Source organism: Pseudoselenomonas ruminantium (assembly GCF_900104055.1).
In the GTDB taxonomy this organism is placed as follows: domain Bacteria; phylum Bacillota; class Negativicutes; order Selenomonadales; family Selenomonadaceae; genus Selenomonas_A; species Selenomonas_A ruminantium_C.
Genome location: NZ_FNJQ01000006.1, coordinates 62,870 through 80,850 on the forward strand (window position 1 = coordinate 62,870; position 17,981 = coordinate 80,850).

The following is a 17,981-nucleotide window of genomic DNA, read 5'->3' on the forward strand; positions in this document are numbered from 1 at the left end:
TATATAAGTGGGGGAGCGTTATGTCACAAGTGGAAACAGCAGATAAGTTGGATGCGTTGGAAGCAGAAAGCATCTATATTTTACGGGAAGCTTACAAGAAATTGGGCAAGCTGGGCATGCTCTGGTCGATTGGCAAGGATTCGACGGTCCTGTTATGGCTGGCGAAAAAAGCCTTTTACGGCCATTGCCCTTTTCCCTTTATCCATGTGGATACGAAGCACAAGATCCCGGAAATGATTGCCTATCGTGACCGGGTGGCCAAGGAACTGAATCTGGATTTGATTGTCCATACCAATCAGGCGGCTATCGATGTGGGCATGGGGCCGGACAAGGGGCGTCTGGCCTGCTGCCAGGCATTAAAGACCGAAGGGCTCAAGCAGGTGGTCAAGGAATACGGCTTTGATGGCCTGATCGTGGGCGTGCGTCGGGACGAGGAAGGTTCCCGTTCCAAGGAGCGTGTGTTCAGCGAGCGCAAGGAGGACGACGCCTGGGATTATGCCAATCAGCCGCCGGAACTTTGGGATCAGTTCAAGACGGATTTCCCGAAGGGCCATCACATCCGCGTCCATCCATTGCTGGCCTGGAATGAGCTGGATATCTGGGAGTACATCCGCCGGGAGAATATTCCTATCATTGATTTGTACTTTGCCAAGAACGGCAAGCGTTACCGCTCGTTGGGCTGTGCCTGCTGCACGGGGCAGATTGATTCCGATGCGGATACGCTGGATAAGATCATCGAGGAACTGAAGCACACCACCACCAGCGAGCGGGCGGGGCGCAAGCAGGATCAGGAAGATTCCTATGCGATGCAGAAACTGCGGAAAGAGGGGTATATGTAATGAGTAAAGAATTGGAACATAAAGAGGCAGGTCTGAACATCGTGGTGGTGGGCCATGTGGACCACGGCAAGTCCACGGTCATTGGCAGGCTGCTCTACGATACGGATTCCCTGCCCCAGGGAGCCATCGCCAAGGTGGAGAAAATCGCCCATGACACGGGCAAGCCCTTTGAGTACGCCTATCTCCTGGATGCCTTCGAGGAAGAACAGCAGCAGGGCATTACCATCGACACCACCCGCATCCAGTTTTCCACGGAGAAGCGTGACTATGTGATTATCGACGCGCCGGGGCATAAGGAATTCCTCAAGAATATGATTTCCGGGGCTGCGGGGGCCGAAGCGGCACTCTTGATTGTGGATGGCAAGCAGGGCGTGCAGGAACAGAGCCGCCGCCATGCTTATATGCTGAGCCTGTTGGGCATCAAGAAAGTTTATGTCGTGGTCAACAAGATGGATTTGGCAGGCTATGCCGAAACTGCCTTTGTGAAAATCAAGCATGAGATGGGCGCTTTCCTGGCGGAACTGGGCGTTTATCCGCTCAAATACATTCCCGTATCCGGTTTACAGGGAGACAATATCGCCAGCCATTCGGAGCATATGGAATGGTATAAGGGGGAAACGCTCCTGGAAGCGCTGGACTTACTGGAAGGGGAGTCAGCTGCTGCGAGCAAGGCCCTGCGCCTGCCAATTCAGGATGTCTATAAGTTCGATTCCCGCCGCATCATCGCGGGACGTATTGAGGCCGGACAATTGGCGGTGGGCGATGAGATTGCCATCTACCCCGGCGGCCGCAAGACGAAAGTTGTGGCTTTCCCTTATTGGCGGGCCAAGGATAAGGTGGAGCAGGCTAGTGCCGGCGCCTCCACAGGCATTCAGGTGGCGGATGAATTCTTCAATCAGCGGGGAGAAATCATCACGAAAGCTTCCGATACGCCGCCCCTTACGGGCAAGCGCCTGCGGGTGTCCTTGTTCTGGCTGGGCAAGAATTCCCTGAAGCTCAACCGCCGCTATAAACTCAAATTGGGTACCCAGGAAGTGGAGGCACAGGTGGAGAGCATTGAAAAGCTTATTGACGCCTCCAGCCTTGACCAGCGGGCAGCAGATACGGTCAAGGAAATCCGTCTCAATGATGTGGCAGAGGTTATCCTGAAACTCAAAGAGGAAATCGCCTTTGACCGCTTTCAGGACTATCAGGCTACAGGGCGCTTCGTGCTGGTGGACGGCTACGATGTGGCCGGCGGCGGCATCGTGCTGGGGGCCGAAAAGGAACAGGCGGGCGAATTCTCCCAGAAGGCTATGCGCTATATCATGAACCACCTGCCCCAGAACGGCGAGCTCATCGTGGTGGTCAAGGATGGCGAAATCGTCCGCCTTGAACGCACGGAACGGGAAGTCTTCAGCGGCATAGACGGCGAGGGCATTTGAGGTTATACTGATAGCAGAACTAAATTTAGGAGAGCGATACTATGGCATATGATTACAAGGAGCTGAAAGCCCACGGCTTTATGCAGCAGAAGCAGCCCGGCTGTTTTTCCATGCGTTTAAAGAGCGTCGGCGGCAAGTTCACCGCCGCTCAGCTGCAGACCGTGCAGGAAGTGGCGGAAAAATTTGGCGAAGGCTATGTGCATCTGACTTCCCGTCAGGGCATAGAGATTCCCTTTATCAAGGAGTCGGATATTGAGGAAGTCAAGCAGGCACTGGAAGCGGGCGGCCTGGCTACGGGCTTCTGCGGCCCGCAGGTGCGCACCATTACCGCCTGTCAAGGCAATGCTATCTGCCGGTCCGGGCTGATTGATACCGCAAGGCTGGCCGAAGAATTTGCCGAGCGCTATGCGGGCAAGATGCTGCCTCATAAGTTCAAGGTGGGCTTTACGGGTTGCCATAACAACTGCCTGAAGACCGAGGAAAATGATATCGGTGTCAAAGGCGGAGTCAAGCCCCTTTGGCAGAAGGATAAGTGCAAGCTCTGCGGCGCCTGCGTGAAAATCTGTCCGCGGGAGGCCCTGTCCATTGACCGGGAAAAGGGCAAAATCCTTTGGGATCGGAAGAAATGCTATTTCTGCGGCAAGTGTATCAAGGGCTGCAAATTCGAGGCCTTCGAGAAAAAGACCGGCTTCGTTGTGTCTTTCGGCGGTCTCTATGGCAACCGCATTGCCATCGGCAAGAAGATCGTGCCGCTGATTTACGGTGAGGACAAACTGCGCAAGGCACTGGATGCGGCCCTGGATTACTTTGAACAGCACGCCAACAAGGGCGAGCGCTTCCGCAATATGCTGGATAGAGTTGGCTGGGAGGAGTTTACACAGCTGATTCGTGAGAGCCAAAAATAAAATGGAAGTTTTTTCTAAAATACTATTGACATACTAGGTGTAATACTGTAACATATAGACATGCCAAAAAGATTTGGCATAAAACCTAAAAGAGAAAAGAACTGACCAAAAAAATTGGAGGTTCCAGGAGCAAGACACTCGTGCAGGGTGGAGCTTTTGGAGCCTCTTTTTGAATGAGAAGGGAGATTTTATTATGAGCCAGTACAAATTTGAAACCTTGCAGCTTCACGTAGGACAGGAACAGCCGGATCCGGCAACGGATGCCCGTTCGGTACCTATTTACCAGACGACTTCTTATGTATTCCGTAACAGCCAGCATGCTGCTGATCGTTTCGGCCTTGCCGATGCCGGTAACATCTACGGCCGCCTGACCAACTCCACGCAGGATGTTCTGGAAAAACGCATCGCTGCTCTGGAAGGCGGCAGCGCAGCTCTCGCGGTTGCATCTGGTGCTGCTGCTATCACCTACACGATTCAGGCACTTGCTGCAAACGGCGGCCATATCGTAGCACAGAAAACCATCTACGGCGGCAGCTACAACCTGCTGGCTCACACCCTGCCCCAGTATGGCGTAGAAACCACTTTCGTGGATGCCCATAATCTGGCAGAAGTGGAAGGGGCCATCAAGGAAAACACCAGAGCCATCTATTTGGAAACCCTGGGCAACCCCAACAGCGATATTCCCGATATCGATGCTATCGCCGAAATCGCCCATAAACATGGCCTGCCGCTGGTTATCGACAATACCTTCGGCACCCCGTACCTCATTCGTCCGATTGAACATGGTGCGGATATCGTGGTTCATTCGGCAACGAAGTTCATCGGCGGTCATGGCACCACCTTGGGCGGCATCATCGTTGAGGCCGGCAAGTTCGACTGGAAGAAGAGTGGCAAATACGCCGGCATCGCAGATCCGAACCCCAGCTACCATGGCGTATCCTTCTATGATGCAGTTGGCCCGGCTGCTTTCGTTACTTACATCCGTGCTATCCTGCTCCGCGACACCGGTGCAACGATTTCTCCCTTCAATGCCTTCCTGCTGCTGCAGGGTGTGGAAACTCTCTCCCTGCGCCTTGACCGTCATGCAGAGAACACCAAGAAGGTTGTGGAATTCCTGAGCAAGCATCCGCAGGTGGCTAAGGTCAACCATCCGTCCCTGCCGGATCATCCGGACCATGCGCTCTATGAGAAGTATTTCCCGAATGGCGGCGCTTCCATCTTCACCTTTGAAATCAAGGGCGGCAAAGAAGCAGCCTGGAAGTTCATCGACAATCTCGAAATCTTCTCCCTGCTGGCTAACGTGGCCGATGTCAAGAGCCTCGTAATCCATCCGGCAACCACTACCCATTCCCAGCTGACGGATGAGGAACTGGCTGACCAGGGCATTTCCCAGAGCACCATTCGCCTGTCCATCGGCACGGAACATGTTGACGATATCATCGCGGACCTTGAAAAGGGTTTTGCAGCAGCCAAATAATGACAGAAGGGAGTATTTCCAATGGCAAAGATATACAATAGCGTAACGGAACTGATCGGCAACACGCCGCTCTTAAAGGCCAACAACTTTATTGCAGCCAATGACCTGCAGGCCAATATCCTGGTCAAGCTGGAATACCTGAACCCGGCCGGCAGTGTCAAGGACCGCATTGCCAAGGCCATGATCGAGCAGGCTGAAAAAGAAGGCAAAATCAATAAGGACACGGTCATCATCGAGCCGACCAGCGGTAATACGGGCATTGGCCTGGCCAGCTTTGCGGCGGCCCGCGGTTACAAGGCCATCCTGACCATGCCGGAGACCATGAGCGTGGAGCGCCGCAACCTCCTGAAGGCTTATGGCGCGCAGATTGTGCTGACCGATGGTGCCAAGGGCATGAAGGGCGCCATTGCCAAGGCCGAAGAACTGGCCAAGGAAACGCCGAATGCCTTCATTCCGTCCCAGTTCACCAATCAGGCTAACCCGGCCATCCATGAAGCTACGACCGGCCCGGAAATCTGGCAGGATGCCGATGGCCAGGTGGATGCTTTCATCGCCGGCGTTGGCACGGGCGGTACCCTTACGGGCGTAGGTCGTTATCTCAAGAAGCAGAAGGCTGATGTCCATGTGGTGGCCGTTGAACCGGAAAGCTCGCCGGTGCTCAGTCAGGGCACGGCTGGTCCGCATAAGATTCAGGGCATTGGCGCAGGCTTTGTGCCGGAAACCCTGGATACCAAGGTTTACGATGAAGTCCTGCCCATCAGCAATGAGGATGCCTTCAAATTTGGCCGTCAGTTCGCGCATAGCGAAGGCGTGCTGGTCGGCATCTCCGCCGGTGCTGCGCTGGCTGCCGCTGTGCAGCTGGCCAAGCGTCCGGAGTTTGCGGGCAAGAACATCGTGGCTCTGCTGCCGGATACGGGCGACCGTTATCTCTCCACGGAACTCTTCAATGATTAACCTGAATGATTGACATCACACAGAAAATCGCTGGCTCTACAGGCTGGCGATTTTTGCTATCGTTTAAAGGGGAATTCCTTTTGAACAATACCACCTAATATGCTATAATATTTTTTGTTAATTTATGAATGCAGCAGAGGTTCCAGAAGTATGGTTAATGTATATTCACTGGTCGAACAATTTTATGAGGATAACAGCGCTGCCCAGCAGATTGTCCCGCAGGGGACAGTGGAAGCTTATTTGCGGCGCAATGCCTGGCATGGGGCAGAGGATGAGGATCTGAAGCGCATTTGGAGCGCGATTTCCCTGCTTATTGAATATGTGGACCAGCTGGATTTGTACTCACTGGGCTCGCTGACGGTCTATGACTATCAGGAAATCATCTATCGCTACGCCAGTGCGCAGCCGGACTTTATGCTGGCGGAGGCGGATGTGAATCGGTTCTTCGCCATGGCGGATAAGTTCTATGCCTATCTGCAGCGCACGCAGAAGACGGAGGACTATCGCCCGGGGCTTACGGCAGCCAAGGAGTCCCTCTATGAGGGGGGCTATTTCTTTCTGCCCGACCGCCGGGACGGGGATGAATTCTACAGCTCGCTGGAGCATATGGAGGAAGTGCCCGCTGAAACCATGCAGCGTCTGAACAAGATGCTGGATTCCCTGCTGCATAAAGTGGACGATTATTACAAGCAGCCGCCCTTTCGCCGGGACATGGACCGGGCTGTGGTCATGTATGCCGGCCCGGATTACGATGGCAACGACGGACAGACGCCGGATGAACGGCATAATTTCTGGTTCGGCTTTTGGGATTTTTTCCTGTTTGACTATCATCTGATTGGTTCCGATGCGATTCCGCTGCGTTATTACTATGAACATGAGCGGGAAAAGCTCTCGACTTCGGAGCAGGATATCCTGCGGGACTTATTGCGCTCGAAATTCACGGTGTTCCGCATCGAGTCGGTGACGGAAGATTTTGTGGGCTGCCGGGATTTCTTCACGGGGGAGAGCTTTGAGCTGCCGGTGCCGGAGCTGGCTCTGGGCAATTACAATTCCTGCCTGCTCTATGGGCATATCCATTCGCATGGAGTGATGCTTTTAAACTACATTACGTCCCTGCAGGCCAGCCCCAAATTGCAAAAGCGGATGCGGGATGTGATCCTGCGGCAGTTTGACCTGTTCAAGTGTCAGGCCCCACAGGCGGAACTCAAGGATTTCTTTGCCCGTCATGCCGGTGTCGTGCGGCATACGTTGCAGATATTGGTCAGCTATGCCCAGCTCAATGTGCTCAAAAGCTGCAAGATCACGCCGTCGGTGGAGGATAATCCAGAGGTGACAACGCAGTTTGCGGCCGATATCGATATGCTCAAACGCGTGGCGAAGCATGTAGGCTTCAGCCATTTTGAAATCAAGCTGCTGCTCAAATTCTTTATGGACTATGTGACGGTGGCAGCTATCGAGAAGACCGATGATATCATGATTACGGCGCTGATCCTGCAGTTTGCTCAGTTAAATGGGGTACAGCTGGCCAATCAGACGGAAATCTATGAGCTGTTGGGCATTGACAGTGCCCGGGTGAAGGCGAACATGCAGAAGATTTGCGAGGTTTTGGACTGCGAACTCTTCGATCCCCGCTATCTGACGGAGGAAGCCTTTATCAAGAGTCTTTATTATTGAAGAAAACGAGGTGAGAGCCATGGAACAGGAAGAGAGCAAAGTACGCGTCATGTCTCCGGACGAGCGCAATGCCTATGACGGCATAACCATTGAAGAAGGCGGCGGGCAGGAGTCCCGCTCCCGGCAGGAGCAATATGGCCGGGATTTCGGCCGGGGATTCCAGCTGCATACTTTCGGCTGGAAGGACCTGCTGTTCGGGCAGAAGAATATGCTGCAGCGGGTGTTGATGCTGGCCGGGATTGCGGCGGTGCTGGCGTTCCTGTTCTTCGTGGCACTGCCTGTGATTATCGTGCTGCTGGGTGTGGGTGTGGCTGTCTGGCTCGTACTGCAGCTGTTCTTTGGAAGATAAGAGGAGGAGATTGCGATGGATTTTCTTGGTATTGCCGATGAGGAGTTTATCCGCCAGGATGTGCCGATGACCAAGCAGGAAATCCGGATTCTGAGTCTGGTCAAGGCGCAGATTGCGCCGGATGCCGTGGTTTATGATATCGGTGCGGGCACCGGTTCCATTTCCATCGAGGCGGCAAGGCTGGCACCGCAGGGTGAGGTCTATGCCATCGAACGGGAAACGGCCGGCATCAATCTGATCCGGGCTAATGCTGCTAATTTTGCCGTGAGCAATGTGCGCGTGATTCAGGCAGAGGCCCCGGATGGTATCGCCGACCTGCCGGAGGCGGATGCCATCCTGATCGGTGGCAGCGGCAGCCGTCTGCCGGAGATTTTGGAGGCAGTGACGCCGAAGCTCAAGGCCAAGGGGCGGCTTGTGCTCAACTGCATTACGGTGCAGACGCTCATGCAGTGCATTGAATACATGCGGACGCATTCTGATACATATATCTATGAAGCGATTCAGGTGCAGGTAACGCGCTTGCAGCAGGTGGGAACCTATGATATGGCCAAGGCCAACAATCCCATCTATATCGTGACCTGCTGGAAGAAATAAGAGGAGAGGGATTATTAGGATGGTACATATTGTGGGAGCAGGCCCCGGCGATCCGGAGCTCATTACGGTTAAAGGTGCGAAATACTTAAAGGAAGCGGATGTCGTAATCTATGCGGGTTCTCTGGTGAACCCGAAACTGTTGGATTATTGCCGCGAGGATGCGCAGATCCATAACTCCGCTTCGATGACATTGGATGAAGTGGTGGCTGTGATTGAAGCGGCGGAAAAGGAAGGCAAGATGACGGTACGCCTGCATACAGGCGATCCTTCGGTCTATGGTGCCATTCAGGAGCAGATGGATGCGTTCCGCAAGAAAGATATCGCCTTCGATATCGTGCCGGGGGTAAGCTCCTGCTTTGCCACGGCAGCGGCCCTGCAACAGGAATACACCCTGCCGGGCATCAGCCAGACGGTCATCATCACGCGCAACGAAGGACGTACGCCGGTGCCGGAAGCGGAAAAGCTTCGCAGCCTGGCCCAGCATCAGTCCACCATGTGCATCTACCTGTCCATCACCATGCTGGACAAGGTCGTGGAAGAGCTCATGGCAGGCGGCTACCCGGCTGATACGCCGATTGCCATCGTGCAGCGGGCTTCCTGGCCGGAACAGAAGATCGTGCGGGGCACACTGCAGACCATCGTCAAGGATATCGAGGGTAAGGACATCGACCGCACGGCCATGATCGTGGTCAGCCATTGCCTCGGGGCCGATTATGATCTGTCCCGCCTCTATGCGCCGGAGTTTTCACATATGTTCCGAAAGGCTGTGAAGTAATGCGATTAGCTTGTATGGCACTGACGGAGCAGGGATTGCAGCTTGCTCAGACCATCCGGCAGTGTCTGGACCAATATGTGGATATCTATGTCAGCGAAAAACTGGCACCGGATGATGCCAGCAGGAAAAGGCTGCAGGTACATACCTTCCATAAGCTCAGTGAGGCGGTGGAGAGCAATTTCTTTGCCTATGAAGGCCTGATTTTCGTCATGGCCACGGGAATCGTGGTGCGCACTTTGGCTCCTTTGCTGCAGGACAAACTGACAGATCCGGCTGTCGTGGTATTTGACGAACAGGGGCGGCACGGCATCAGCCTGCTGTCCGGTCATGTGGGTGGCGCCAATGAGCTGACTAGTCAGCTTTGTCAGGCCATTGGTGCCGCTCCGGTAATTACCACGGCTACGGATGCCAATGAGCTGTTGGCACCGGATGTGCTGGCCACGCGGCTCGGTTTGCGCCCCTGGCCCAAAGTGCGGATCAAGACCTTGAATGCCGGGCTTTTGGCCGGCAAGAAAATCCATTGGCGCATTGACCAGACACTGCCGCATAGTGTGTTTTACCGGCGCAAATTGGAGCAGCTTGGCCAGTCGGTGGATTTATGTGTGACCAGTCAGTTGCTGGCGTTTCTCCCGGAGGAACGGGATCAGCTGGAGGCGGTTATCATGGCGGAACGGCAGCTGCCGGAGCTCGCGGCCTTGCCGCCGAACGTCCTCTGCCTGACGCCGCGCCGCCTGATTGCCGGTGTGGGCTGCCGCAGGGGAACGCCGGCGGCTATGGTCATGTCGGCACTGGATATGGCCTGCCGCATGATTGGCCGGGATCGTTCCTTCATCGATGCGCTGGCCAGTACCATTGTGAAGAAACATGAGGCGGGCATCCTCTATGCCGGGGACAGCCTGGTGCGCCCGGTGAAATTCTATGAGAATGATGAGATGGCCCGGATGATTGCAGCGCATCAGCTCGAAGAGTCCGAATTTGTCAAAGAACATATTGGCATTGGCAATGTATGTGAGGCAGCGGCCTACTGCGCTGTGGGCGAGCGCGGCGGCAGACTGGCCCTGCGGAAAACGAATTTTGAAAAGGTAACGGTGGCATTACTATGGGAAAAATAACAGTTGTAGGCATTGGCCCGGGGAGTCTCTTGGACATGACGCCCCGGGCGCGGCAGGCGATTGAATCTGCTGAAGTGATTGCCGGTTATAATACTTATATCAAATTGATTGAAGAACTCTTGGGTGACCGCAAGGTGATTGGCACGGCCATGATGCAGGAGATTGACCGCTGCAGGATGGCGGTGGCCGAAGCTGCTGATGGCCATGATACGGTCGTGGTTTCCAGCGGTGACGCGGGTGTCTATGGCATGGCCGGTCTGGTGCTGGAACTCGTGTTGCAGCAGCCGGAAGAGAGCCGGCCTGAATTTGGCGGTGTGATTGCCGGCATTTCGGCGGTCAATGCGGCTGCATCGGTGCTCGGTGCGCCGCTGATGCATGACTTTGCCGTGATCAGCCTGTCGGATCTTTTGACGCCCTGGGAAACCATTGAGAAGCGCATCGAAATGGCAGCGCAGGGGGATTTTGTCACGGCGCTCTACAATCCCAAGAGCAAGAAGCGCGTCGAGAATATCGAGCGCGTGCGGGAAATCATGCTCAAACATCGTAAGGCCGACACGCCTGTAGGTATCGTGACGGCTGCCAGCCGCGATGGTGAAGGCAAGATTATCTCCACACTGGAAGATTTTACCAACGAGGAAATCAATATGTTCTCGCTGGTCATCATTGGCAACTCCATGACCTATGTCAAGGACGGCTATATGATTACGCCGCGTGGTTATGGCAACAAGGAGCCGGGCTTATGATTTTCGTCGTGGCAGGCACCCAGGACGGCCGGGAAATCGTCAAGATGCTGTTGGAAAAAGGCTATGATGTGGCGGCCTCGGTGGTGAGCCGCTATGGCGGAGAACTGCTCTCCTATGCCTGCGGGCAGGAATGCCTGATCAACGATAAGCCGCTGGATGAGGCGGCCTTGCAGGAATATATGCAGGAGCATGATATCCGCTTGCTGGTGGATGCCAGTCATCCCTATGCGGCCAATGTCAGCATGAATGCCATCAAAGCTTGTGCGGCGCTGGGGATTCCCTATATCCGCTATGAGCGCGACCTGTCAGCACTGAACTATGACCGGATTACCATGGTGCATAGCTACGCTGAAGCGGCAGAGACGGCGGCAAAGCTGGGGCGGAAGATTTTTCTGACCACGGGCAGCCGCAATCTGGATAAGTTTGTCCATAGCCCTGCGCTGCAGGACTGTGAACTGACGGCCCGGGTGCTGCCTACAGCGGAGGTTATTGCCCTCTGCGAGGATTTAGGCTTGGATGCCGGGCATATCGTAGCCCTGCAGGGGCCGTTTTCTATGGAACTCAATGTGGAACTGTTCCGCAAGTATGGGGCGGAAGTCATCATCACCAAGAACAGCGGTGCCATCGGCGGTACGGATACGAAATTTGCCGCTGCGGCCAAGCTGGGCCTGCCCATTGTCGTGATTGACCGGCCCCAGCTGGAATATCCTCGTTTGGCCCATACCTATGCAGCAATCTTAAGCTGCGTAGGAAGTACGCTGCAGAAATAATACTTAGAAAATAAGACCGTAGGGGATGCCGTAAACCAGATCCAGAATATTGCTCAGCAGGTCAATGCTTCGGCGGAGGTCGTGGGGATGCTGGGAAAACGTTCTTCGGAAATCGGCACCATTGTCGAGACTATTTCCAATATTGCGGACCAGACGAATCTTCTGGCCCTGAATGCGGCGATTGAAGCGGCCCAAGCGGGCGATGCCGGCCGAGGATTTGCCGTAGTAGCTGAGGAAGTTCGCAAGCTGGCAGAGCAGTCCGGTAATGCTGCTCAGAATATCACAGACCTGGTCAAGGCCATCCAGCAGGATACTGACAAGGCAGTAGATTCCATCAATGAAGGCAATGAAAGCGTCAACGAAGGGGCTGCTAGTGCGACTGCCGCCGGAGAGGCGTTTGGGATGATTGAGGAGCAGATCGACAAATTGAACAAGACCGTGGAAGATGCCATAGCGTCTATTGAAACATTGAATACGGTCACCCATGATATCGCGCACAACATGGAATCCGTGATGGATGGCAGCCGCATTGCTACCGACGAGGCGCAGAACGTGTCGGCGGCAACCGAGCAGCAGGCCGCTACCATGCATGATATTTCCGATGCCAATAATAGGCTGGCCAAACTCGCGGAATCCTTGAGCGCCGAAGTGAAGAAATTCAAAGTATAGGCAGGAGACCTTCATCTGTAAAAGGATGGAGGTCTTTTTGACACTGCCTGCTTTTTCTGTTATATTAAATGCACAAATCGTACGAATAGATGCGGATGTTTAGAAGGTGGCTTTATGAAAATCTCAACTAAGGGCCGATATAGCGTGACGGCACTTTATGAGCTGGCTCGTCACTATGGGGAAGGGCCGGTGTCTTTAAAGAGCGTAGCCCAAAGTCAGGGCCTGTCGGAAAATTATCTGGAGCAGCTCATGGTGCCCCTGCGGCGGGGCGGCCTGGTGCAGAGCACCCGTGGGGCACAGGGGGGGTACATGCTGGCCAAGAGCCCTGCAGAAATCACCATTGGGGCCATCATCACTACGGTGGAAGGGCCCATCGCTGTGGTGGATTGCCTTTTGGCTGAGGCCGGGGCTGCTGAGCAGAAATGTGCCAAGGCAAGTGCATGTGTGACCAGAGGCGTTTGGGGACAGGTGTGCGACAGCATCAGTCAGGTGCTGGAGAGCATTACCCTGCAGACCTTGCTGGACAAAGCCAAGGGCAAAGAGAATATGAGCTGTGCTGTCAGCTGATGGAAAGCCCTCCCGCCGGGGAGGGTTGTTTGTCGTGGGTAAAAAAAATTTGTATTAAGCTATATATTTATGTATAATGATGATTAGCAGTGTTTTCAAGGCACTTTTTATATAAGGGAGGAATTTTCAGTATGATAGGGGATATGTTACGTTCCGAACGGGAACGTCAGAATCTGACAATTCAGGACATCGCTAAGGGCACGAGCATCCGCGCCCTCTACATAGAAGCCATTGAAAATGGCGATTACGAGCAGCTTCCGGGGACGGTATATGCTAAGGGATTTATCCGTAACTACGCCAACTTCCTGAAGATCGATGCCGATGCAGTGGTGCATCAGTTCATGGAAGAAAACCATCCGGAAGAAGTCGCTGCGGCAGAAGAAGCAAAACAGCAGCTGGCTGAGGCCGAAGAGGCGAACCGGGAAGAAGTGAAGCAGAAGCTGGCGACGGGCAGCGAGTATCGGGAGCATGTTTCTTCCTCGAGCAATCGTTCCAACAATCTGCTGATTGCACTGATCGTATTGCTGGTGGCCGGCGGAGCATATTATCTCTTTGCCATGGAAGACAGCAATGCGCCGAAGCAGCCAGCTAAGGCTGTGACACAGACGGCAAAAGCTCCGGCAAGTGCCAAGACTGAAACTGCAAAAGCTGAGGAGAAAAAGGAAGCTCAGCCCGTTAAGGTTGATGGCGTTGAACTGGTAGCCAAGTTTACGGATAAATGCTGGACACAGGTTGTAGCCGATGGCAAGACTGTTTACGAAGGCACGATGGAATCCGGCAAGACGGAAACCTGGAAGGGCAAGGAGAAAGTGGTTATCACCGCTGGCAACGCCGGTGCTGTGGAAATGAAGGTTAACGGCCAGGATATGGGCAAGGCTGGCAATGCCGGACAGGTTGTGGAAAAGACGTTCACGGCCGATAAAGCCGGTCAGCCTGCTGAGGCTGCAACTGCCGATAAGAAGGATAGCAAGTAATAATGAAGGAATTTTTGCCAATCAGCAAACAGGATATGGAAGAGCGGGGCTGGGAGCAGCTGGACTTTGTGTTTGTGTCCGGGGATGCCTATGTGGATCATCCCAGCTTCGGCCCGGCCATTCTCTGCCGTTTGCTCGAGAAGCATGGCTATAAAGTAGGAATTATTCCCCAGCCGGACTGGCATTCTACCAGGGATTTTGACCGCCTGGGAAAACCACGGCTGGGTTTTCTTGTTTCTGCGGGGAATATGGATTCCCTGCTCAACAAGTTTACGGCTGCCAAGAAGATGCGCCATCAGGATGCTTATTCGCCGGGGGGCAAGTCCGGTTATCGTCCGGAACGGGCGACGATTGTCTATTGCAACCGCCTGCGGGAGCTTTACCCGGATGTGCCCATCATCATTGGAGGCATTGAGGCCAGCCTGCGCCGCATGGCCCATTATGATTACTGGTCGAATGCAGTACGCCGGTCCATATTGGTGGACAGCGGCGCCGATCTGCTGATTTTCGGCATGGGCGAGCGGGCCTTGTTGGAAGTGGCCGCTGACCTGCAGCAGGGCGTGGAAATCGGCAATATTCAGGATGTGCAGGGCACCTGCTATAAGGTACCCAATATGGATTATGTCTGGGATCATCTGCCTTTGCCGTCCTATCAGGAAGTGGCAGCAGATAAGAAGAAATTTGCCGAAGCCTTCAAGGTGGAGTATCTGGAGCAGGATGCTTTCCGTGGGCGCAGGCTAGCCCAGCAGAATGATGAGTGGTGCGTGGTGCAGAATCCGCCAGCCAAACCGCTGGACGAGGAGCAGATGGATGAGATTTACGACCTGCCCTATATGCGCACTTGGCATCCTATCTACGATAAGGATGGCGGCGTGCCGGCTATTGCTGAGGTACAGTTCAGCCTTTTGAGCCAGCGAGGCTGCTTCGGTGGCTGCAATTTCTGTGCGATTATCTCCCATGAAGGGCGGATTATCCAGCGGCGCAGCCATGAATCGCTGCTCCGTGAGGCGAAGATCTTGACGCAGCAGCCGGGCTTTAAGGGCTATATCCATGATGTGGGCGGCCCTACGGCCAATTTCCGCCGTACCAGCTGTGATGGACAACTTACGCGCGGTACCTGCCGCGGCAAGCCATGCCTGTCACCGATCCCCTGTCAGAATCTCGTAGCGGATCATAGTGACTATATCAAGCTCTTGCGGGAACTGCGGGCAATACCGGGGGTCAAGAAGGTCTTTGTGCGTTCCGGCGTGCGGTTTGACTATCTGATGTTGGCGAAAGACGAATTCCTCAAGGAACTCTGTGAACATCATATCAGTGGCCAGCTCAAGATTGCACCGGAGCATATTACGGACCGGGTGACACGCATGATGGGTAAGAGCAACCGCAAGGTCTATGAGAGCTTTGTGGATAAGTTCACGGCGATGAATAAGAAATTGGGCAAGAAGCAGTATCTTGTGCCCTATTTCATGTCTAGCCATCCCGGTTCCCAGCTCGAAGATGCCATTGAACTGGCCGAGTTCATCCGGGACAAGGGGTACCATCCCCAGCAGGTACAGGATTTCATCCCGACACCGGGAACCCTTTCCACATGTATGTGGTATACAGGCATCGATCCGTTGACGGGTGAGGCCGTGTATTCGGCCAAATCCCCGGAAGACAAGCTGATGCAGCGGGCACTGATGCAGTACTGGCTGCCGAAGAATCAGGCGATCGTGCGCAAGGCCCTGATGAAAGCCGGGCGCATGGATCTGATTGGCTATGACAAGAAATGCCTGGTACGGCCCGCCGGTGACCGGCCTGACAAGTCAAAAAATGACCGGTCAAAATGGTCAGGTGCTGAAGCGTCGAAATTGACGCGTCAAAAAGCAAATGGGCCAAAAAATAAACGAACAAAGAAGGTGCGGCGATGAAATGCCCATATTGTAAAGAAAACGACAGTCGAGTAATAGATTCCAGATCGGCAGATGATGGGGCAACCATCCGCCGCCGCCGCGAGTGTACTTCCTGCGGCCGCCGGTTCACCACCTATGAAGTGGTGGAAAAGCAGCCGCTGATGGTGGTCAAGAACGATGGCCGCCGTGAGGTGTTCAAGCGGGATAAGATATTGAATGGCATTATCCGGGCCTGTGACAAGCGGGATATCTCGCTCGAGAGCATCACGAATCTCACTAATGAGATTGAGCGGGATATCCGCAACAGCATGGAACAGGAAGTCAGCACGGCCGAAATCGGCAAGCTGGTCATGAGTAAGCTCAAGAATTTCGACGAGGTCGCTTATATCCGCTTCGCCTCGGTGTACCGGAAGTTTGCCGATATCAGCAGCTTCATGGAAGAGTTGCAGGAACTGCAGGCGCAGAAGCAGGCTGCGGAAACAGATAAGGTTTGAAATGAGTTAAAGGAGTAAGGCATTTGGCTTGGGAGCTGAAACAGGAATTAAAGGAACAATTGGCGGCAGAGGAAGGCTATTACCGCTATCCTCTGGGCACGCGTCTGCCCGTGGCACTGGCCTATCCCAATTCCTATTTTGTGGGCATGTCCAATTTGGGGCTGCATATCATCTATGACCTCTTGAATAAGCGCAGCGATACGGCCTGTGAGCGGGTGTTCCTGCCCGAGCGCAAGAGCATCGAGCGCTATGAGCATACCCGCACGCCCCTGATGAGCGTGGAAAACCAGCTGCCCTTGCAGCAGTTTGCCATGATTGCCTTTGTGCTCTCCTTTGAAATGGACTACTTCAATGTGGTCAAAATGCTGGAACTCGGCAAGGTCCGGGTGCGGGCGGACGAGCGCAGCGATATGGACCCCCTGGTCATCGCGGGCGGTCCTTGTGCGACCTTTAATCCTGAACCGCTGGCGGCGGTGATTGATGCCTTTGTCATCGGGGAGGGCGAAGTCATCATGCCGGCACTGATGGATGTGTTCTATCAGGCCCGCAGCGAGGGCGTTTCCCGCCAGGAAATGCTGGCGCGGCTGGCCAGAGTTCCCGGCGTCTATGTCCCTTCCCTGTATGAGCATAGTTATGATGAAGCGGGGCATTTGCAGTCCATTGCGCCGCAGGAAAATGTGCCGGGAAAGGTCAGCCGCCAGTGGGTGCAGAATTTGGATGCTTATCCGGCGCATACCGTGGTACGCACGGAGAATACGGAATTCAACTTCTACCTGATCGAAACTGCCCGGGGCTGTGGGCGCCATTGCCGTTTCTGCATGGCAGGCTACTGCTTCCGCCGTCCCCGCAACCGCTCGTTGGGCGTGGTGACGCGGGAGGTCAAAGAGGCCCTGCAATATAAGAAACGCATCGGACTGATGGGCGCGGCCATTTCCGATTATCCGGAAATCAACGAGCTTTGCAAGGACATCTTAGGCGAGGGGCTCTCGATGTCAGTGGCGTCCTTCCGCGCGGACTCCGTAACGCGGGAGCTGGTGGACTCGCTGGCCGAAAGTGGCCTGAAGACTTTGACCATGGCGCCTGAAGCGGGCAGTTCCCGGATGAGGGCGGTCATCAACAAGGGCATTGAGGAGGAACATCTCTTCAATGCCATGGATATGGGCCTGCAGGCAGGCATCCGGCATTTCCGCCTCTATATCATGATTGGCTTGCCCTTTGAGACGGATGAAGATGTGGAGGCCATCGTGGACCTGGCCGGGCGTCTCAAGGATTACATGGAGGAACATGGCAGCAAGGGAACGCTGACCTTAAGCGTCAATCCCTTTATTCCAAAGCCTTTCACGCCGTTCCAATGGCTGCCGATGGCGGACAAGAAATATGTGGAAAAAGCGGCGAAGACCTTGACACAAGGCCTGCGCAAGCGCAAAAATATTATTGTGGGCGTGGAATCGCCCAAAGAGGCCTTTATCCAAGGCGTGCTGGCCCGAGGGGACCGGCAGGTGGGCGAGGCGCTGCTCCTGGCCTGCGAGAATGGTGGCAGCAAGGCCTTTAAGCGGGCCATGAAAGACGTTGGCCTCTCCATGGATGATTATCTCTATCGTGAGCGGACAGCCGATGAGCTGTTCCCTTGGGAGGCTCTCGATATGGGCTTCACGCGGGAATACATCTATCAGGAACTCAAGAAAGCAGAAGAATTGAAACCCACCATCCAGTGCTTCGATGGCTGCCATCGTTGCGGTGTATGTGGATAATAGTGGCAAACGGGGTGA

The 17,981-nt window shown here is 54.5% G+C and carries 17 protein-coding genes and 1 pseudogene; all 18 read left to right on the forward strand.

Annotated elements, in window-relative coordinates:
- The first annotated feature begins 20 nt into the window (after positions 1 to 20).
- The 18 genes and pseudogenes from cysD to BLQ59_RS04365 all read left to right on the forward strand — a co-directional run bounded on the left by cysD (position 21) and on the right by BLQ59_RS04365 (position 17,963).
- Entirely contained in the window at positions 21 to 839 is an 819-nt protein-coding gene (cysD, locus tag BLQ59_RS04280; protein WP_074571689.1) for a sulfate adenylyltransferase subunit CysD, read from the forward strand.
- A complete protein-coding gene (locus BLQ59_RS04285) occupies positions 839 to 2,263 on the forward strand; it encodes a sulfate adenylyltransferase subunit 1 (protein ID WP_074571690.1) in 1,425 nt (474 codons plus the stop codon). The genes cysD and BLQ59_RS04285 overlap by 1 nt, the downstream gene beginning before the upstream one ends.
- Positions 2,264 to 2,304: 41 nt before the next feature.
- The gene (locus BLQ59_RS04290; RefSeq protein ID WP_074571691.1) at positions 2,305 to 3,168 is read left to right on the forward strand and encodes a 4Fe-4S binding protein; all 864 of its coding nucleotides are present in this window, start codon (positions 2,305 to 2,307) and stop codon (positions 3,166 to 3,168) included.
- A gap of 193 nt (positions 3,169 to 3,361) precedes the next feature.
- The gene (locus BLQ59_RS04295; protein WP_074571692.1) at positions 3,362 to 4,645 is read left to right on the forward strand and encodes an O-acetylhomoserine aminocarboxypropyltransferase/cysteine synthase family protein; all 1,284 of its coding nucleotides are present in this window, start codon (positions 3,362 to 3,364) and stop codon (positions 4,643 to 4,645) included.
- A 21-nt stretch (positions 4,646 to 4,666) separates the two neighbouring features.
- Positions 4,667 to 5,599, forward strand: a complete 933-nt coding sequence (gene cysK, locus BLQ59_RS04300; RefSeq protein WP_074571693.1) for a cysteine synthase A — start codon at positions 4,667 to 4,669, stop codon at positions 5,597 to 5,599.
- A 150-nt stretch (positions 5,600 to 5,749) separates the two neighbouring features.
- Positions 5,750 to 7,273, forward strand: a complete 1,524-nt coding sequence (locus tag BLQ59_RS04305; RefSeq protein ID WP_074571694.1) for a hypothetical protein — start codon at positions 5,750 to 5,752, stop codon at positions 7,271 to 7,273.
- 19 nt (positions 7,274 to 7,292) lie between these two features.
- Entirely contained in the window at positions 7,293 to 7,622 is a 330-nt protein-coding gene (locus tag BLQ59_RS04310) for a hypothetical protein (protein WP_074571695.1), read from the forward strand.
- Between the two features lie 15 nt (positions 7,623 to 7,637).
- Positions 7,638 to 8,216: a precorrin-6Y C5,15-methyltransferase (decarboxylating) subunit CbiT gene (gene cbiT / locus BLQ59_RS04315; protein WP_074571696.1), complete on the forward strand. Its 579-nt coding sequence runs from the start codon at positions 7,638 to 7,640 to the stop codon at positions 8,214 to 8,216.
- A gap of 19 nt (positions 8,217 to 8,235) precedes the next feature.
- The gene (cobM, locus tag BLQ59_RS04320) at positions 8,236 to 8,991 is read left to right on the forward strand and encodes a precorrin-4 C(11)-methyltransferase (RefSeq protein ID WP_074571697.1); all 756 of its coding nucleotides are present in this window, start codon (positions 8,236 to 8,238) and stop codon (positions 8,989 to 8,991) included.
- Positions 8,991 to 10,103, forward strand: a complete 1,113-nt coding sequence (locus tag BLQ59_RS04325) for a cobalt-precorrin 5A hydrolase (protein ID WP_074571698.1) — start codon at positions 8,991 to 8,993, stop codon at positions 10,101 to 10,103. The genes cobM and BLQ59_RS04325 overlap by 1 nt, the downstream gene beginning before the upstream one ends.
- Entirely contained in the window at positions 10,091 to 10,846 is a 756-nt protein-coding gene (cobJ, locus tag BLQ59_RS04330; RefSeq protein ID WP_074571699.1) for a precorrin-3B C(17)-methyltransferase, read from the forward strand. Before BLQ59_RS04325 ends, cobJ begins: the two co-directional genes overlap by 13 nt.
- Positions 10,843 to 11,616 carry a precorrin-6A reductase gene (cobK, locus tag BLQ59_RS04335; RefSeq protein WP_074571700.1) on the forward strand — a complete coding sequence of 258 codons (774 nt, stop codon included), beginning with the start codon at positions 10,843 to 10,845 and terminating at the stop codon, positions 11,614 to 11,616. Before cobJ ends, cobK begins: the two co-directional genes overlap by 4 nt.
- Positions 11,617 to 11,634: 18 nt before the next feature.
- Positions 11,635 to 12,285, forward strand: a pseudogene (locus BLQ59_RS04340) (methyl-accepting chemotaxis protein); the annotation flags it as partial.
- Between the two features lie 114 nt (positions 12,286 to 12,399).
- Positions 12,400 to 12,852 (forward strand): RrF2 family transcriptional regulator, encoded by a 453-nt coding sequence (locus BLQ59_RS04345; RefSeq protein WP_074571702.1) that lies wholly within the window; start codon positions 12,400 to 12,402, stop codon positions 12,850 to 12,852.
- 143 nt (positions 12,853 to 12,995) lie between these two features.
- A complete protein-coding gene (locus BLQ59_RS04350) occupies positions 12,996 to 13,826 on the forward strand; it encodes a RodZ domain-containing protein (RefSeq protein ID WP_256324600.1) in 831 nt (276 codons plus the stop codon).
- A 2-nt stretch (positions 13,827 to 13,828) separates the two neighbouring features.
- Positions 13,829 to 15,736, forward strand: coding sequence for a YgiQ family radical SAM protein (locus tag BLQ59_RS04355; RefSeq protein WP_074571704.1), 1,908 nt, complete (start codon positions 13,829 to 13,831; stop codon positions 15,734 to 15,736).
- Positions 15,733 to 16,212, forward strand: coding sequence for a transcriptional regulator NrdR (gene nrdR, locus BLQ59_RS04360; protein WP_074571705.1), 480 nt, complete (start codon positions 15,733 to 15,735; stop codon positions 16,210 to 16,212). The genes BLQ59_RS04355 and nrdR overlap by 4 nt, the downstream gene beginning before the upstream one ends.
- Before the next feature lie 23 nt (positions 16,213 to 16,235).
- Positions 16,236 to 17,963 (forward strand): TIGR03960 family B12-binding radical SAM protein, encoded by a 1,728-nt coding sequence (locus BLQ59_RS04365; protein ID WP_074571706.1) that lies wholly within the window; start codon positions 16,236 to 16,238, stop codon positions 17,961 to 17,963.
- Positions 17,964 to 17,981 lie beyond the last annotated feature (18 nt).

Coding starts and splice junctions, on each gene's coding strand:
- BLQ59_RS04345 (WP_074571702.1), top strand. CDS start 12,400: ATGAAAATCTCAACTAAGGGCCGATATAGCGTGACGGCACTTTATGAG.
- BLQ59_RS04295 (WP_074571692.1), top strand. CDS start 3,362: ATGAGCCAGTACAAATTTGAAACCTTGCAGCTTCACGTAGGACAGGAA.
- BLQ59_RS04355 (WP_074571704.1), top strand. CDS start 13,829: ATGAAGGAATTTTTGCCAATCAGCAAACAGGATATGGAAGAGCGGGGC.
- cobK (WP_074571700.1), top strand. CDS start 10,843: ATGATTTTCGTCGTGGCAGGCACCCAGGACGGCCGGGAAATCGTCAAG.
- BLQ59_RS04350 (WP_256324600.1), top strand. CDS start 12,996: ATGTTACGTTCCGAACGGGAACGTCAGAATCTGACAATTCAGGACATC.
- BLQ59_RS04325 (WP_074571698.1), top strand. CDS start 8,991: ATGCGATTAGCTTGTATGGCACTGACGGAGCAGGGATTGCAGCTTGCT.
- nrdR (WP_074571705.1), top strand. CDS start 15,733: ATGAAATGCCCATATTGTAAAGAAAACGACAGTCGAGTAATAGATTCC.
- BLQ59_RS04310 (WP_074571695.1), top strand. CDS start 7,293: ATGGAACAGGAAGAGAGCAAAGTACGCGTCATGTCTCCGGACGAGCGC.
- BLQ59_RS04305 (WP_074571694.1), top strand. CDS start 5,750: ATGGTTAATGTATATTCACTGGTCGAACAATTTTATGAGGATAACAGC.
- BLQ59_RS04285 (WP_074571690.1), top strand. CDS start 839: ATGAGTAAAGAATTGGAACATAAAGAGGCAGGTCTGAACATCGTGGTG.
- BLQ59_RS04290 (WP_074571691.1), top strand. CDS start 2,305: ATGGCATATGATTACAAGGAGCTGAAAGCCCACGGCTTTATGCAGCAG.
- cobM (WP_074571697.1), top strand. CDS start 8,236: ATGGTACATATTGTGGGAGCAGGCCCCGGCGATCCGGAGCTCATTACG.
- cysK (WP_074571693.1), top strand. CDS start 4,667: ATGGCAAAGATATACAATAGCGTAACGGAACTGATCGGCAACACGCCG.
- cbiT (WP_074571696.1), top strand. CDS start 7,638: ATGGATTTTCTTGGTATTGCCGATGAGGAGTTTATCCGCCAGGATGTG.
- cobJ (WP_074571699.1), top strand. CDS start 10,091: ATGGGAAAAATAACAGTTGTAGGCATTGGCCCGGGGAGTCTCTTGGAC.
- cysD (WP_074571689.1), top strand. CDS start 21: ATGTCACAAGTGGAAACAGCAGATAAGTTGGATGCGTTGGAAGCAGAA.